This is a genomic window from Phycicoccus mangrovi (assembly GCF_018729305.1).
Taxonomy (GTDB): domain Bacteria; phylum Actinomycetota; class Actinomycetes; order Actinomycetales; family Dermatophilaceae; genus Phycicoccus; species Phycicoccus jejuensis.
Map to the genome: position 1 here is coordinate 97,658 of NZ_JAHHWP010000011.1, position 15,277 is coordinate 112,934.

At 74.6% G+C, this 15,277-nt stretch carries 15 protein-coding genes and 2 tRNA genes; 9 read left to right on the top strand and 8 right to left on the bottom strand.

Annotated elements, in window-relative coordinates; genetic code table 11:
• The first annotated feature begins 48 nt into the window (after window positions 1–48).
• From KMZ30_RS22325 to KMZ30_RS09195, 5 genes are read left to right on the top strand one after another with little or no spacing between them, the layout of a single operon-like run.
• Window positions 49–786, top strand: a complete 738-nt coding sequence (locus KMZ30_RS22325; protein WP_215512660.1) for a DUF4129 domain-containing protein — start codon at window positions 49–51, stop codon at window positions 784–786.
• Window positions 779–1,273: a hypothetical protein gene (locus tag KMZ30_RS09180; protein ID WP_215512661.1), complete on the top strand. Its 495-nt coding sequence runs from the start codon at window positions 779–781 to the stop codon at window positions 1,271–1,273. Before KMZ30_RS22325 ends, KMZ30_RS09180 begins: the two co-directional genes overlap by 8 nt.
• The gene (locus KMZ30_RS09185) at window positions 1,270–2,235 is read left to right on the top strand and encodes an AAA family ATPase (RefSeq protein ID WP_030527418.1); all 966 of its coding nucleotides are present in this window, start codon (window positions 1,270–1,272) and stop codon (window positions 2,233–2,235) included. The genes KMZ30_RS09180 and KMZ30_RS09185 overlap by 4 nt, the downstream gene beginning before the upstream one ends.
• Window positions 2,232–3,581 (top strand): DUF58 domain-containing protein, encoded by a 1,350-nt coding sequence (locus KMZ30_RS22330; RefSeq protein WP_215512662.1) that lies wholly within the window; start codon window positions 2,232–2,234, stop codon window positions 3,579–3,581. The genes KMZ30_RS09185 and KMZ30_RS22330 overlap by 4 nt, the downstream gene beginning before the upstream one ends.
• Window positions 3,578–4,096, top strand: a complete 519-nt coding sequence (locus KMZ30_RS09195) for a hypothetical protein (protein ID WP_215512663.1) — start codon at window positions 3,578–3,580, stop codon at window positions 4,094–4,096. The genes KMZ30_RS22330 and KMZ30_RS09195 overlap by 4 nt, the downstream gene beginning before the upstream one ends.
• Window positions 4,097–4,196: 100 nt before the next feature.
• Here KMZ30_RS09195 and clpX read toward each other — a convergent pair whose 3' ends face one another.
• From clpX to KMZ30_RS09220, 5 genes are all read right to left on the bottom strand, one after another.
• The gene (clpX, locus tag KMZ30_RS09200) at window positions 4,197–5,480 is read right to left on the bottom strand and encodes an ATP-dependent Clp protease ATP-binding subunit ClpX (protein ID WP_030527421.1); all 1,284 of its coding nucleotides are present in this window, start codon (window positions 5,478–5,480) and stop codon (window positions 4,197–4,199) included.
• Between the two features lie 108 nt (window positions 5,481–5,588).
• Window positions 5,589–6,356, bottom strand: coding sequence for a DUF4118 domain-containing protein (locus KMZ30_RS09205; protein WP_215512664.1), 768 nt, complete (start codon window positions 6,354–6,356; stop codon window positions 5,589–5,591).
• Window positions 6,357–6,552: 196 nt separating this feature from the next.
• Entirely contained in the window at window positions 6,553–7,200 is a 648-nt protein-coding gene (locus KMZ30_RS09210) for an ATP-dependent Clp protease proteolytic subunit (protein WP_030527423.1), read from the bottom strand.
• Window positions 7,201–7,229: 29 nt separating this feature from the next.
• A complete protein-coding gene (locus tag KMZ30_RS09215) occupies window positions 7,230–7,856 on the bottom strand; it encodes an ATP-dependent Clp protease proteolytic subunit (RefSeq protein WP_036829374.1) in 627 nt (208 codons plus the stop codon).
• A gap of 166 nt (window positions 7,857–8,022) precedes the next feature.
• Window positions 8,023–9,276: an MFS transporter gene (locus KMZ30_RS09220; protein WP_308279701.1), complete on the bottom strand. Its 1,254-nt coding sequence runs from the start codon at window positions 9,274–9,276 to the stop codon at window positions 8,023–8,025.
• Between the two features lie 97 nt (window positions 9,277–9,373).
• Between KMZ30_RS09220 and KMZ30_RS09225 the strand changes: the two genes are divergently transcribed.
• The gene (locus tag KMZ30_RS09225; protein ID WP_215512665.1) at window positions 9,374–10,456 is read left to right on the top strand and encodes a LacI family DNA-binding transcriptional regulator; all 1,083 of its coding nucleotides are present in this window, start codon (window positions 9,374–9,376) and stop codon (window positions 10,454–10,456) included.
• Between the two features lie 95 nt (window positions 10,457–10,551).
• Here the strand turns inward: KMZ30_RS09225 and tig are convergent, their stop codons facing one another.
• A complete protein-coding gene (tig, locus tag KMZ30_RS09230) occupies window positions 10,552–11,907 on the bottom strand; it encodes a trigger factor (protein ID WP_215512666.1) in 1,356 nt (451 codons plus the stop codon).
• A 265-nt stretch (window positions 11,908–12,172) separates the two neighbouring features.
• On the opposite strand from tig, the gene KMZ30_RS09235 reads away from it, so the two are divergent.
• Both KMZ30_RS09235 and KMZ30_RS09240 read left to right on the top strand, forming a co-directional pair.
• The gene (locus KMZ30_RS09235; RefSeq protein ID WP_215512667.1) at window positions 12,173–13,123 is read left to right on the top strand and encodes a zinc metalloprotease; all 951 of its coding nucleotides are present in this window, start codon (window positions 12,173–12,175) and stop codon (window positions 13,121–13,123) included.
• 36 nt (window positions 13,124–13,159) lie between these two features.
• Window positions 13,160–14,134 (top strand): DUF389 domain-containing protein, encoded by a 975-nt coding sequence (locus KMZ30_RS09240; RefSeq protein ID WP_215512668.1) that lies wholly within the window; start codon window positions 13,160–13,162, stop codon window positions 14,132–14,134.
• A 16-nt stretch (window positions 14,135–14,150) separates the two neighbouring features.
• Here KMZ30_RS09240 and KMZ30_RS09245 read toward each other — a convergent pair.
• A tRNA-Gly gene (locus KMZ30_RS09245) sits at window positions 14,151–14,224 on the bottom strand.
• Window positions 14,225–14,312: 88 nt separating this feature from the next.
• On the opposite strand from KMZ30_RS09245, the gene KMZ30_RS09250 reads away from it, so the two are divergent.
• Window positions 14,313–14,386, top strand: a tRNA-Pro gene (locus KMZ30_RS09250).
• Window positions 14,387–14,580: 194 nt separating this feature from the next.
• Here KMZ30_RS09250 and trmB read toward each other — a convergent pair.
• On the bottom strand, window positions 14,581–15,261 hold the full coding sequence (gene trmB, locus KMZ30_RS09255) for a tRNA (guanine(46)-N(7))-methyltransferase TrmB (protein ID WP_308279702.1): 681 nt from the start codon (window positions 15,259–15,261) through the stop codon (window positions 14,581–14,583).
• Window positions 15,262–15,277 lie beyond the last annotated feature (16 nt).

The window sequence follows — 15,277 nt, forward strand, 5'->3', positions numbered from 1 at the left end:
CCCTCCCGGTCCCCCTCTCGCCAAGCCGCGTGTGGTTGGGTGTGTCGCGTGGGGGACGCACGACGCGGTGACCGCGCCCGGTGGAGCCGGGTCGCCCTGGGGGCGACCGCGGCCGCCGCGGCGCTGCTGGCCGTCTGGGCGGCGTCGGTCCCCGGCATCCCGCGGGTCATCAGCGGCCCGCACCTCGGCCCCGTGACGCAGTACGGCGCCGACGACGACGTCTTCCGCCCCTCCTCGGAGGTCGACGCCCGGGCCTTCCGCTCCGCCTCGGTCAACGGCGACTCCCTCGCGGCGCTCGTCGGCTGGACCGCCGTGGGCCTCGTCGGGCTCGCGCTCCTCGTCGTCCTCGTCCTCGTCCTGCGGGCGCTGCTCCGCTCGCTGCAGGGGCCGCGCGCCGTCGAGGCCGACGACACGGCCGGGCCGGACCTGGCCCGGCTGGGCACCGCGCTCACGGACGACGCCGAGGAGCGGCTGGTCGTGCTCGGACGGGGCACGCCGGCGGAGGGCATCATCGCGGCGTGGGACCGGCTCGAGGACACCCTGCGGGCCGCCGGGCTCACCCTCAGCGCGTCGCGGACCTCGACCGAGACCGCCGTGGGCGTCCTGCGCCGGTTCGAGGTCGACGAGGAGACCCTGCAGTCGCTCGCGGCCCTCTACCGCGAGGCCGCTTGGTCGCGGCACGAGCTGACCGAGGACCACCGGGCCACCGCGGAGACCGCCCTGACCCGCCTCGCCGCCGACCTGCGCGCCGCCACCGAGCGGCAGGAGGCCGGATCCCGTGCGTGACCTGCCCCTGACCCGGGGCCGGGTCGTCGGACTCGGCGTGGCCGGCGTCGCGCTCGTCGGGCTCGTCCTCGCCCGCGGGGTCGTGGTGCTCGCGGCGGCCGCGGCGGTCGTCCTCGTCGTCTCGCTCATCGGGCTGCTCGTCCCCCTCCAGCGCGACGACGGCGTGGACTGGGACTGGCTCCCCCGCCGGGCCGACGAGGTGCCGCCCGAGCCCGGGATCGGTGCCCTCCGCCGGCTGCTGGCCCCGAACCGGACGGACACGAGCGCCCCGGCCGAGCTCCAGGAGCTCGTGCGGGCGCTCGCCACCGAGCGCCTCGGCGGCGGCGGACCGGGCGGCCGCCCCGCGACCCCGCCCGACGGCGCCCTCGCGCGCTACCTCGCGGCGCCACCGCGCCGACTGACCCCCCAGGACGCCGAGGCGGTCATCGCCGACCTCGAGTCGCTGCGCCCGACGCAGACCGTGCCCCCGACGAAGGAGACCGCATGACCGACCTCGCCACGACCCACCGACGCGCCGTCGCCGTCCTCGACGAGGTCGACACCGTCGTCGTCGGCAAGCGGGCGGCCACCGAGGTCGTCGTCGCGGCGGTCCTCGCGGGCGGGCACGTCCTCCTCGAGGACTACCCGGGGCTCGGCAAGACGCTCGCGGCGCGCACCCTCGCGCAGGCGCTCGGCCTCGACTTCACGCGGGCGCAGTTCACGCCCGACCTGCTGCCCTCCGACCTCACCGGCAGCTTCGTCTACGACCAGGGCGAGCGGCGCTTCGAGTTCCGCCAGGGCCCGGTCTTCACCGGTCTCCTCCTCGCCGACGAGATCAACCGGACGCCCCCGAAGACGCAGGCCGCGCTGCTCGAGGCGATGCAGGAGGGGCAGGTCACCGTCGAGGGCCAGACCTTCCGGCTGCCGCGGCCGTTCCATGTGCTCGCGACGGCCAACCCCGTCGAGTACGAGGGCACCTACCCGCTGCCCGAGGCGCAGCTGGACCGCTTTCTCGTCCGCGTCGCCTTCGGCTACCCCGACGCCGACGAGGAGTGGCAGGTCCTCGGCCGTCGCCTCGAGCGGCGCCGCGAGGAGCAGGAGGCGCGCCGCGTCGTCGACGCCGCCGAGCTGCTCGAGCTGCAGGCCTCCCTCGAGGACGTCACCGTCTCCCCCGAGGTCGGGCGGTACTGCGTCGCCCTCGCCCGGGCCACCCGCGAGCACGAGCACGTGCTGATGGGGTCCTCCCCCCGCGGCTCGCTCGGCCTCATGCTCGTCGCGCGCGGCCTGGCCGTCGTCCGCGGCCGTGACTACGTCGCCCCCGACGACGTCAAGGCCGTCGCCCCCGCGGTCCTCGAGCACCGCGTCGTCGTCCGGCCCGAGCTGTGGATGGGCGAGGTCACCTCGGCCACCGTCGTCGCGGACGTCCTGCGCACCGTCCGCACCCCGCGCACGACGGCCCGCACGGCGTGACCGGCGGGTGGCGCCCCACCCGAGCGCTCGGTCGGGCCCTGCTCGTCGGGCTGCTCGTGCTCGTCGTGGGCGTCGCGTTCGGGCGCGGTGACCTCGTCGTCGTCGGCGTGCCGCTCCTCGGGGCGGCCGCGTGGTCGCTCGTCACGCGCCCCCGTCGGGCGCCCCGGGTGCAGTCGTCGGTCGACCCGCTCGTGGTGCGCGAGGGCGAGTCGTTCGTGTGGCGCCTGGACCTCGCGCCCGTCCCCGGGCTGCGCGACGTCGTCGCCCACCTGCCCGCCGACCGCTGGGGGCGCTCGACGCCCCGGCACGGTCACGTCGCCGCGGCGACCGAAGGCCCGCAGCCGCACGAGCTGGTGCCGCTCGGGCTCGAGGTCGAGGCGCTGCGGTGGGGCTCGCGGCGGGTCGGGCCCGCGCAGGTCGCCGGCTTCGGCGACCTCGGCGGCCTCGTCTGGCTCTCGCCCGAGCAGCTGCGCGGGGCCGTGACCGTCGTACCGCGCCCGGGCCGGTTCTCCTCACGCGCCGGGCTGCCGCACCCGTCCGGCCTCGTCGGGCAGCACCGCTCCAACCGGCAGGGCTCCGGCACCGAGCTCGCCGACCTGCGCCCGTTCCGCACCGGCGACCGGCTGCGCCGGATCAGCTGGCCGGTGTCGCTGCGCACCGGCACCCTCCACGTGACGACGACCCACGCCGACCAGGACGCCGAGGTCCGCCTCCTCGTCGACGCGCTGCGCGACGTGGGCGTGCCCGACACCGACACCGGCCGCCGCTCGAGCCTCGACGTGGCGGTCGACGCCGCGGGCGCGCTCGCCGCCCACTACCTCTCGACCGGCGACCGGGTCGGGGTGTCGGTCCTCGGCGGCGGCGGGGTCGTCGACGTCCCGGCGGTCGGTGGGCACCACCAGCTGACCCGCATCCTCCTCGGCCTCGGCCGGGCCGAGCCCTCCGGCGGGTCGGTCGGCGAGGAGCGGGCGTTGCGGGCCCAGCTGCGCCGGTCGGTGCCACCCGGCGCCGTCGTCGTCATCCTCTCGGCGCTCGTGTCGGCCGAACCGCTCGCGCACGCCGTCCGCCTGGCCCGCAGCGGGCACGTCGTCCTCGTCGTCGACACCCTGCCGGGGCACCTGGCGACCCCCGACGCCGACCCCGCCGCGCTCGTCGCCGCCACCGGGATCGAGGACCCGCGGCTGGCCTCCCTCACCTGGCGGCTGCGGCTGCTGGAGCGCGAGCGGGAGGCCCACCGCTGCGCGCGGGCCGGCGTGCCGGTCGTCCCCTGGGGCGCCGACGGCGCCCTCGACACGGTGCTGCGCGGCATCGGCCGTCGTCCCCGCACGGCAGGAGCGGCCCGATGACCCCCGCGCGCCGCTGGCGGCCGCTCGCCGCCCTCCTCGTCGTCGTCGCCGACGTCCTGCTCCTGGGGCTCGCCGCGCTGTCGACCCCGGTCACGGCTGCCGTCCTCGCGCTCCCGCTCGCCGGCCTCACGTGGTGGGGGCTGCGCCGGCCGGGGCGCTGGGGGGCGACACTCCTGCTCGTCGGCCAGGTGGTCGTCGTCGGGATGAGCGGCGTGACGCCGACGGACGTCGGCGGCTGGGCCGCTGCGGTGCTCGTCGCGACGCTCGTGCTCGCGACCCACCTCTGCCTCGCCCTGCTCGCGGCCTTCCCGCCCGGCGCCGGGCTGCCCCGGGCGACCCTGCGCCGGTGGGCGACGCAGGGCGGGCTGCTCGCGACGACCGGTGCGGGCGCCGCGCTCGTCGGCCTCCTGGGCACCCGGACCCCGTCGGCGTGGGGCACGGCCGTCGTGACCCTCGCCCTCGCCGGGCTGGCCGCCACCGCGATCCTCGCCTGGCGGGCCGCGCGCACCGGCTGACCCCGCCAGATCCGGGTGACCGACCCGTCGCGGTCGGGCCCCGGACGCCCGCGAGCCCGGACCGACCGGTCCGGGCTCGCGTCGTGGCGGGGGTGCGCCGTCAGGCCGAGCGCTTGCGCGGCGTGCGCTTGCGGCCGCCCTCGTCGTCGTGGCGCACGATCGTCGGGTTGACGTTGCGCAGGACGACGTCGCGGGTGACGACGACCTTGGCGATCTCGTCGTCGCTCGGCACGTCGAACATCACGGGGAGGAGGACCTCCTCCATGATCGCGCGCAGGCCACGGGCGCCGGTGCCGCGGGCGAGCGCCTGCTCGGCGACGGCCTCGATCGCGTCGTCGCTGAACTCGAGGACGACGCCGTCGATGTCGAACATCTTCTGGTACTGCTTGACGAGCGCGTTGCGCGGCTCGGTGAGGATGCGCACGAGGGCCTCGACGTCGAGCGGCGCGACCGTCGTGATGACCGGGAGGCGGCCGATGAACTCGGGGATGAGCCCGAACTTCATGAGGTCCTCGGGCATCACCTCGTGGATGCTCTCGATGAGGTCCTTCGGCGTGTGGAGCTCGGAGCCGAAGCCGAGGCCCTTCTTGCCGTTGCGGGACTCGATGAGCTTCTCGAGCCCGGCGAACGCCCCGCCCACGATGAACAGCACGTTCGTCGTGTCGATCTGGATGAACTCCTGGTGGGGGTGCTTGCGACCGCCCTGCGGGGGCACCGACGCGGTCGTGCCCTCGAGGATCTTGAGCAGCGCCTGCTGGACGCCCTCGCCGGAGACGTCCCGGGTGATGCTCGGGTTCTCGGACTTGCGGGCGATCTTGTCGACCTCGTCGATGTAGATGATGCCCGTCTCGGCCTTCTTGACGTCGTAGTCGGCGGCCTGGATGAGCTTGAGGAGGATGTTCTCGACGTCCTCGCCGACGTAGCCGGCCTCGGTCAGGGCGGTCGCGTCGGCGATGGCGAACGGGACGTTGAGCATCTTCGCGAGGGTCTGCGCGAGGTAGGTCTTGCCGCAGCCCGTCGGGCCGATGAGCAGGATGTTCGACTTCGCGATGTCGACGTGGTCGGCGTCCTTCTTGGAGCCGGCCTCCCCAGCCTGGATGCGCTTGTAGTGGTTGTAGACGGCGACGGCGAGCGCGCGCTTGGCGACGTCCTGGCCGACGACGTAGTTCTCGAGGAAGTCGAAGATCTCGCGCGGCTTGGGCAGCTCGTCGAGACCGAGGTCGCCGGTCTCGGCGAGCTCCTCCTCGATGATCTCGTTGCACAGGTCGATGCACTCGTCGCAGATGTAGACGCCGGGGCCGGCGATCAGCTTCTTGACCTGCTTCTGCGACTTGCCGCAGAAGGAGCACTTCAGCAGGTCGCTGGTCTCTCCCACTCGTGCCACGGAACGTCCTCCACCTCGGCTCGACAACGCCCCCGACGCTACCCGCCGACGGTTTCCGCCGCACCCATTGAAGCCCCCGCGGGCCCGGCGCGTCGCGTGGGTTCGCTGTCAGCGCAACGCGAGGTCGTTCCCGGCGGGTCCGGGCTCCTCGTGCTCGGCCCGCGGCGCCGCCACCCGTACGAGCAGCGCCGCCACGCGCAGCTGCTCGTGCGTCGGCCGGCGCACGCGCGCCGCGGACGTCAGCGAGACGTGCCCCACGACGCCCCGTGGCGAGGTGGCGACGACGGACGTGATGCGGTCGGTGGGCAGCCCCTCCCGCTCCGGCTCACGCACCCGGCCGTCGACGCGGAGCAGGCCGTCCGGCCCGACGACGGCGTCGCGGCGGTCCGGCGGGCCGTCGTGCCAGCGGGCGCGCTCGACCCCCACCACCTCGCCCACGGCCCGCGCGAGAGCCTCCCTCCGCTCGGCGGTGCCGGTCCCCTCGTCGAGGTCGAGGAGGGCGGCGACGCCGGACAGGTAGCCCTCGCGGCGGGCCGAGGCGGCCTGCGCCCGTCGTCCACGGATCGCGACCTCGCTCACCGCGAGCCCGACGAGGACGAGGGCCACGACGAGCTCGACGTCCGCCGGCGAGGCGATCGTCGGGCTGAGGAAGGGGCGCGTGAAGAAGACGTCGTACCCGAGGGCCGCGCTGAGCGCCGCCACGACCCCGGAGAGCCGGTCGCCCGCCGCGGCGACCGCGACGACGACGAGAACGAGGACCAGGGCGACGACGGTGGGCGTCAGCGCGTCCCGGGCGAGGCCGACGAGGGCGGCGAGCAGGACCGGGCCGAAGGCCGCGGCGGCGTGCAGGAGGGTGAGGTCACGACGGACGGACATGACCCCAGCGCAGCACCCCGGTGGGTCGTCGAGGGGTCGCCGACGCGGTGTTGACGGCGTCCTGACGCCATCCTGACGCCTGCCTCCCGACCTCGTCGTGCCGCCCCCGCCCTCGCCGGCGTGGTGCGCGGGCACGACGACGCCGCCCGGTCCTCACGGAGCCGGGCGGCGTCGGTGGTGCGAGGTGCGGCGGACCTCAGACGGTCGAGGCCTTGCGCGAGGCGAGCACCTCGTCGATGAGGCCGTACTCCTTCGCGCCCTCGGCCGAGAGGATCTTGTCGCGGTCGATGTCCTTGCGGACGAGGTCGAGCTCGCGGCCGGAGTGCTTGGCGATCGTCTCCTCGAGCCACCCGCGCATCCGGATGATCTCGTTGGCGTGGATCTCGAGGTCGGAGGCCATGCCGCCGGTCCCCTCGATCGCCGGCTGGTGGATGAGGACCCGGGCGTTCGGCAGGGCGAAGCGCTTGCCCGGCGCGCCGGCGCCGAGGAGCACCGCCGCGGCCGAGGCGGCCTGCCCGATGACGAACGTCTGCACGTCCGGGCGGATGTACTGCATCGTGTCGTAGATGGCCGTCATCGCCGTGAACGAGCCACCGGGGCTGTTGATGTACATGAGGATGTCGCGGTCGGGGTCCTGGGACTCCAGCACGATCAGCTGCGCGATGACGTCGTCGGCGGACGCGTCGTCGACCTGCACCCCGAGGAAGATGATGCGGTCCTCGAAGAGCTTGGTGTACGGGTCGAGGCGCTTCATCCCGTAGGAGGTGCGCTCCTCGAACTGCGGCAGGATGTAGCGGCTGCTCGGGCCGGGCACGTGGAGGCGGCCGGTCAGGTCTGCGTTCATGTCTCTCTCTCGCGTCGTCTCGGCCGGGGTCAGTCGCCGGTCACCGGGTTGTCGGCACGGCGTCCCGCCATGTCGGCCTTGGTGATGACGTGGTCGACGAAGCCGTACTCCTTGGCCTCGGCCGCGGTGAACCAGCGGTCGCGGTCGGAGTCGGTCTCGATCTGCTCGACGGTCTGCCCGGTGTGCTCGGCGATCAGCTCGGCCATCTGCTTCTTGATGTGGAGCAGCTGCTCGGCCTGGATCTTGATGTCGGACGCCGTGCCCCCGATGCCGCCCGAGGGCTGGTGCATCATGACGCGCGCGTGCGGGGTCGCGTAGCGCTTGCCCGGGGTGCCGGCCGACAGGAGGAACTGCCCCATCGAGGCGGCCATGCCCATCGCGACGGTGGCGACGTCGTTCGAGACCCACTGCATGGTGTCGAAGATCGCCATGCCCGCGGTGACCGAGCCGCCGGGGCTGTTGATGTAGAGCCAGATGTCCTTCTCGGGGTCCTCGGCCGCGAGGAGCAGCATCTGCGCGCAGATCGCGTTCGCGTTGTCGTCGCGCACGTCGGACCCGAGGAAGATGATCCGCTCCTTGAGGAGTCGGTTGTAGATGGAGTCGTCGAGGCCGGCCTTCTGGCCCTCGCCCGCGGCGACGATCTCGGTGCTGGTCACGCTGGGATGCTCCTCGCTCGTGATGGGTCGTTCCTGTCAGTGACCCTAACGCCCGGCCACCCCGCCGCACTCCACTGCCGGTCCCGTGTTCGCCGTGAGCACAACGGGCGAGGGCGGGCCCGTGCACGAGCGTGCACGGGCCCGCCCCGGGTTCCCCCGGGCCGGGTCAGCCGACCGGGCTGCCCGCGGCGGGGTCGTGGGGCCGCTCCCCCACCGGCCGACCGTCCGGCTCGCGGACGGCGGTGACGACGGAGAGGGCGAGGATGGCCAGCGCGCCGACGACGAGCAGGGCGTGGAGCACCCCGACCCGGTCGCCGAGGAAGCCCAGGAGCGGCGGGCCGGCGATGAAGGCGACGTAGCCGATCGTCGCGACGACCGACATCCGGGCGGCGGCGCGCCGGGGGTCGTCGGCCGAGGCGCTCATCCCGACGGGGAAGCCGAGCGCGGCCCCGACGCCCCAGACGGCGGCGCCGACGAACGCGAGCCAGTCGGCCCCGAAGATGACGAGCGCGGCGCCGACGACGGCCAGGCCGAAGCTGACCCGCAGGACCGGGACGCGCCCGTGCGTGTCGAGCAGGCGCGTGCCGAGCAGCCGGCCGACCGTCATGAACGTGAGGAACGTGGCGAACGCCAGGACCCCGGCCCACGTCGGGAGCTCGTGACCCTCGACGAACGCGACGGCCAGCCAGTCGTTCGCGGTGCCCTCGGTGAAGGCGGCGGCGAGGACGACGACGCCGATGAGCAGGGTGCGCGGCTCGAGCCAGGCCGAGCGCTCGCGCCCGCCACCCTCGACGGCCTCGCCCGGCTCCTCGAGCTCGAGGCTCTGCGGCAGGAAGCGCGGCAGCGCCCAGGCGGCGCCGACGACGGTGACGACGACGGCCCCGGCGAAGTGCAGGCTGAGCGGCACGCCGGCGGCCGACATCCCCGCCCCGACGAGGGCCGAGAGCACGGTGCCGCCGGAGAACGCGGCGTGGAAGTGCGGCATGACGGAGGTGCCGAGCTCCCGCTCGACGGCGGCGCCCTCGAGGTTCATCGACACGTCCCAGAGGCCGACGCCGAGGCCGACGAGGAAGAGCCCGACCATGACGAACCCGCGCGAGGCGCCGGCGTCGACGACGGCCCCGGTGCCGATCAGCCCGACGAGCGAGACGGCCATCCCGATCATCACGGTCCGGCCGGCGCCGAGCCGGTTGCTGACCCGGCCGGCGAGCGGCAGCCCGGTGACCGAGCCGACGCTCGCGGCGAGCAGTGTCGCGCCGAGCTCGCCGGCGCTGAGGCCGAGCGCCACCTTGGTGTCGGCGATGCGGGCCGCCCACGAGGCGAAGACGAGCCCGGCGAGCGCGAAGACGACGAACACGGCCGTGCGGGCGCTCGTGACGCGGGCTCGGGACAGGGGCGGGGCGGTCATGGCGGAGGTCACGGGTCGCTCTCGGGTCGTGGTGGTCGTGGGTGTCCGTGACGCGGTCGTGACCCGCGTCGAATCGATTCGATCGAATCGATTCGATATTGTCGGCCGCATGAGCCAGCCACGTCAAGCCGGGGACCGCCGTCCCACCCTGCGCGACGTGGCCGAGCTGGCCGGGGTCTCGACCTCCACCGCCTCCCTCGTGTTCAGCGGCAAGGGGCCGGTCTCGCCGGGCACCGCCGACCGGGTGCGCGCGGCGGCCGAGGAGCTGGGCTTCGCCGGCCCGGACCCGCTCGCCTCGTCCCTGCGGCAGGGCCGCGTCGGCACCGTGGCGGTCGTCGTCGAGGCCCCCCTGCGCGACGCGTTCCGCGACCCCTTCGCGCTCGCCGTCCTCGACGGGCTCGCCGAGGAGCTCGAGGCCGCCGGCCGCTCGATGCTCCTGGTCGCCCAGCCGGCCGACGACCCGGTCCGTGCGGTCGGGCAGCTCGCGACCCAGGCCGTCGACGCCGCCGTCTTCCCCCTGTGCGGGCTGCGCGACAACCCCGTCGTCGCCCACCTCGGCGCCCGCGGCATCCCCCTCGTCGGCGCCGGCTCGCCCGCCGACCCCGGCGTCGCGCACGTCCGGGTCGACGAGGCCGGCGCGATCGGCCTGACGACCCGGCACGTCCTCGGGCTCGGGCACACCCGCGTCGCGTCCGTCGCGATGGCGCTGCACCCCGGCGCCACGACGCGCGCCGTGACGGCCGCCGACCTCGAGGGTGCGCTCTACCCGGACGCCGGCGGCCGCCTGCGCGGGTTCTGGGACCTCGCGGGCCCGGACGCCGCCGTCGTCCAGGCCGCCGCCCTCACCGTCGGCGCCGGCGAGGCGGCGGGCCGCCTCCTCCTCGACCGCCCGGCGGCGCAGCGCCCGACCGCCGTCGTCGTCCAGGCCGACCTGCTCGCGGCCGGGGTGGTCCGCGCGGCCCAGGCCCTCGGGCTGGACGTGCCGGGCGAGGTGTCCGTCACCGGGTTCGACGGGGTCGACCTGCCGTGGCTCGACCAGACGCTGACCACCGTCGTCCAGCCCGGCGCCGAGAAGGGCCGCGCCCTCGGCCGGCTGGTGCGCGCCGCCCTCGACGGCGCGCCGGTCGCCGACGTCGACTTCGAGGTCTCGCTGCGGGTCGGCACGACGACCGCTCCCCCGCCCGCCGCCTGACGCCGGCACGCCCTCGCGCGGCGCACCCCCGCACGACGCACGGCGCCGCGCCCCGGTCGGGGTGCGGCGCCGTGCGGTCGCTGCTGCGGGAGGCGTCAGGCCTTCGCCGACTCCTGCTCGGCCTGCTCGTCCGCGGGGGCCTCGTCGGCCACGGCCTCCGCGTCGGCCGCCTCGTCACCCTCGGCGTCCGGCACGAGCTCGTCGAGGTCGACCGCGTTGCCGCTGGCGTCGGTGACGGTCGCGTCGTCGAGGACGGCCGCGAGCGCCTTGCGGCGCGCGACCTCCTGGACCATCGCGGGGACCTGGCCCTGCTGGTCGAGCGCCTGCGCGAACTGGTTCGGGTCCATCCCGTACTGCTGCGCGCTCATCACGAGGTACTCGATGAGCTCGGGCTGCTCGACACGGACCTCGAGCTTCTCGGCGATGGCGTCGAGGAGGAACTGGGCCTTGAGCGCCTTGCGGGTCGACTCGTCGACCTCCGCGCGGTGCTCGTCGTCGTCCATCCGGTTCTCGCCCTCGAGGTGGGCGTCGACCTCGGCCTTGACGATGCCCTCGGGGACCGGGACCTCGACGGTCTCGAGGAGGTGCTCGAGGACCTTGTCGCGGGCCTGAATGCCCTGCTCGTACTTCTTGGCCTGCTCGGCCTGGGTCACGACGTCGGCGCGCAGCTCGTCCATCGTGTCGAACTGCGAGGCGAGCTGGGCGAACTCGTCGTCGAGCTCGGGGAGCTCACGGACCTTGACGGACTGGACGGTGACGGTGCACTCGGCGTCCTCGCCCTCGTGGTCGCCGCCGGCCAGGGGCGCGGTGAAGGTCTTGGTCTCGCCGGCGGTCATGCCGGCGAGAGCCTCGTCCATCCCGGGGAGCATGTTGCCGCTGCCGACCTCGTAGGAGATGCCGGTGACGGAGTCGATCTCCTCGCCGCCGATCTCGGCGCGCAGGTCGATGGAGACGTGGTCGCCGTCCTCGACGGCGCGGTCGACGCCGACGAGGGTGCCGAAGCGCTCGCGCAGCGAGGTCATCCGCTCCTCGACGTCCTCGTCGGAGACGGTGACGTCGTCGACGCTCACGGCGATGCCGGTGAGCTCGGGGAGCTCGATGGTCGGGCGCACGTCGGTCTCGACGGTGAAGGTGAGCTCCTGGCCGTCCTCGAGGGGCACGGCGGTCACGTCGACCTCGGGCTGGCCGATGGCGCGGACGTCCTCGGCCTCGGCGGCCTCGGCGAAGAAGCGCGGGAGGGCCTCGTTGACGGCCTCCTGCACGACGGCGCCACGGCCGACGCGCTGGTCGATGATCCGGGCCGGGACCTTGCCCTTGCGGAAGCCGGGGACCTGGATCTGGCCACCGATGGTCCGGTACGCGTCGTCGAGCAGCGGCTTCAGCTCGTCGAACGGGACCTCAACGGTCAGCTTGACCCGGGTCGGGCTCAGGGTCTCGACGGCACTCTTCACTTCGGGCACTCCACCTGGGGTGTCGGGGTTGACGGTCACGGGTCGCGGGGCCGGACGCACCGGCCGCACCCGGGCCGCGCATGGCGCCGGTGCCCGGGACGACACCAAAGGCCCATGCTAGCGGCCCGTCGCGGCGCGGCCGAATCGCCCTCTCGGCATCCCGGGCGCCCGGCACCTACCGCCCGACACCGCGGACGAGTACCGTCCCGACCACCGCGCGTCCCCCACCCGGGGACGTCCCCTTCGGAGGACGACGATGACCTCGATGACCAGCACGTTCACCCGCCTCGCCGCGGCCGGCACCCTCGCCGCCGCCCTGGCCGTCCCGACCGCCGGCACCGTCGGCTCCGTGGCCGCCGGCGCGACCCCCTCCCCGGCCGTCGCCGCCTGCGCGCCGGGCGGCGCCGCCCGTGCGGCCGAGGGCGCGACCGCCGCCGAGCCGAAGCTCTACCCGGACAACCAGGCCAACGCGTACGGCGTGCTACCCGACGCCCCGTACCTCGGCAACGGCACGGTGACGGTCAACACCGTCTTCCACATGGTCTCGGACGACGGCTTCACCGCCGCCGAGAAGGCGCGCTGGACCACCCTCATCGCCGCCCAGATGAAGGTGCTCAACGACTCCTACTCCGGGCGCACCTCGGCCGACGCCGCGAACACCCCGTTCCGCTTCACCCTGACCGGCACGACGTGGACGACCAACCCGGCCTGGTACACGGTCGTGCCCGGCAAGAACGAGCGCGACATGAAGAAGGCGCTCCACCAAGGCGACTCGCGCACGCTCAACGTCTACGCGGCGAACATCGGCGGCGGGCTGCTCGGCTGGGCGTACTTCCCGAAGGGCTACAACAACGGTCGCGACCACATCGACGGCGTCGTCATGCTCGACGAGTCCATGCCCGGCGGCACCGCGGGCAAGTACGCCCTCGGCGACACCCTGACCCACGAGGTCGGGCACTGGCTGATGCTCGAGCACACCTTCGCCCACGGGTGCGCGGCCTCCGGCGACTACGTGACCGACACCCCGAAGGAGGCGCAGCCGCAGTTCGACTGCCCGGTCGGGGCCGACACCTGCAGCGCCCCGGGGCTGGACCCCATCCACAACTTCATGGACTACACGCAGGACTCCTGCATGGACATGTTCACCCGTGGACAGGCCGAGCGGATGAGCGACGCGTGGGTCGCCTTCCGCGCGGGCGGCAACGGCGGCAAGTGACGCGATGACGGCACCGCGCCGGTGCACACTGGCGCGGTGCTGTCACTGCGGATCTCCGTCCCCGGGTCGCTGACCGACGACGTCCTCGCGCTGCTGGAGTCCGACGACTACGTCACCGGTCTCGCCGTGCACCGGGGCGCCTCGCGCATCCCCCCGGGTGACGTCGTCACCGCCGACATCGCCCGCGAGGGCGCCAACCCGGTGATCGACGGGCTGCGCGCCCTCGGGGTGCACGAGGAGGGGACGATCCGCGTCGAGACGGTCGACACGTGGCTCTCGCGCTCGGGCCTGGAGGCAGAGCGGCTCGCGCCCGGGGCCAGCGCCGACGCCGTCGTGTGGACCGAGGTCGGCCACCGGGCCTACTCGGAGGCCGAGCTCAACTGGACCTACCTGTCGTTCATGGGGCTCGCGACGCTCATCGCCGGCGTGGCGATCGTCCTGGACTCCCCCATCCTCGTCATCGGCGCGATGGTGCTCGGGCCGGAGTTCGGCCCGGTCGCGGCCATCGGGCTGGCGATCGTCCGCCGCAAGGCCGGCCTGCTCGGCATCGCGGCGCGCACCCTCGTGCTCGGCTTCCTCGCCGGGATGCTGGTGACGGCGCTGGCCGGCCTCCTCGGGCGGGCGCTCGGCTGGGTGACGTACGACGACATCGTCGGCGAGCGCCCGGCGACGGCGTTCATCTACACCCCGGACCGCTGGAGCTTCGTCGTCGCGGTCATCGCGGCCGCGGCGGGTGTCCTGTCGCTGACCTCCGCGCGCACCGGCGGGCTGTCGGGCGTCTTCATCTCGGTGACGACGGTCCCGGCGGCGGCCAACGTCTCGCTCGGTGCGGCGTTCGGCGCCTGGCACGAGGTGACCGGGTCGCTCGCGCAGCTCGGGCTCAACCTCGCGGGGATGGCGGTCGCCGGCGCCCTCACGCTCGCGTTGCAGCAGGCGGTGTGGTCGCGGGTGCCGGCCCGGCGGCGGACGCTGGTGCGGGGTCGAGGGGTGCTCGGGCACCCCGACTACTGAGGGGCCGGGAGGGCCGTGGAGCGGGCGACGGGAATCGAACCCGCGTAGTCAGTTTGGAAGACTGGGGCTCTACCATTGAGCTACGCCCGCGCACCTCGTCGGCGTGCACCGCGAGGGCACCGCTAGCCTAGGGCGGCTCGCGCGGGATCCGGAAATCGACGAGGACGCCCGCGCGTCACGGGGTATGGCGCAGCTTGGTAGCGCGTCCGCTTTGGGAGCGGAAGGCCGCCGGTTCGAATCCGGCTACCCCGACACGAGGCTCGTCGGGCGCGAAGCGCCCTTCGAGCCTCTTGTCGTGGTGGCGGATGACGGGAGGCGGAGCCGGTCCCGCGACGGAGGAGCGGGAGCGGCGACGGCGGGTCCGGCTGCCCCGTCGGAGCATCGAGAGCAGGGAACACGCAGACGGTCGCGCCTCGGCACCTGCGTGTCGCCTCCCCTCGGGCCGCTCAGGCGCGCACGGTGCAGCGGAACTCGTGGACCGACCGTCCGGCGCGCCGCCCCTTGGCCTCGAAGCCGTCCTCGGGGCGCCAGTCGGGCCGTTCCCCCTCGACGACGTCGTAGCCGCCGTGCGCGGCGAGCTGCTCGCGGCAGTGCTCGGCGTACGAGGCGATGTCCGTCGCGATGAGCAGATGACCGCCCGGGCGCAGCCGCGAGGCGATGAGCGTCAGGGTGTGCTGCTGGACGAACCGCCGCTTCGCGTGGCGGGACTTCGGCCACGGGTCGGGGAAGAACAGGTGCACCGCGTCGAGCGTGCCGGGGGCGATCCGGTCGCCGAGGAACGGCAGGACGTCCCCGGGGTGCACCCACAGGTTGCGCAGGCCGGCCTCCTCGGCGGAGGCGAGCATCCGGGCGACGCCGGGCACGTGGACGTCGACGGCGACGAGGTCGGCCTCGGGATGGGCGCGGCAGAACGCGACCGCGGCCGCACCGTGGCCGCTGCCGATCTCGAGCACGACGGGGCCGGTCCGGCCGAACGCGACGGGCGGGTCGAGCGGACCGTCGGGCAGCGTGCGCGCGGGCAGCAGCGTCGCCATCCGCTCGTCGGTCAGCGGGCTGTTGCGCCAGCGCGGGGTGAAGGTGCGCACGCCCTCGCGGGGCTCGTGGTCGAGGACCGGGCCGGGTGCCACGGGTCGGGCCTTTCGG

Bases quoted from the DNA above. Each gene is read 5' to 3' on its own strand.
- KMZ30_RS09210 (WP_030527423.1), bottom strand. From the start codon at position 7,200: ATGAACGCAGACCTGACCGGCCGCCTCCACGTGCCCGGCCCGAGCAGC.
- KMZ30_RS09195 (WP_215512663.1), top strand. From the start codon at position 3,578: ATGACCCCCGCGCGCCGCTGGCGGCCGCTCGCCGCCCTCCTCGTCGTC.
- KMZ30_RS09225 (WP_215512665.1), top strand. From the start codon at position 9,374: ATGAGCCAGCCACGTCAAGCCGGGGACCGCCGTCCCACCCTGCGCGAC.
- KMZ30_RS09205 (WP_215512664.1), bottom strand. From the start codon at position 6,356: ATGTCCGTCCGTCGTGACCTCACCCTCCTGCACGCCGCCGCGGCCTTC.
- KMZ30_RS09185 (WP_030527418.1), top strand. From the start codon at position 1,270: ATGACCGACCTCGCCACGACCCACCGACGCGCCGTCGCCGTCCTCGAC.
- KMZ30_RS09235 (WP_215512667.1), top strand. From the start codon at position 12,173: ATGACCAGCACGTTCACCCGCCTCGCCGCGGCCGGCACCCTCGCCGCC.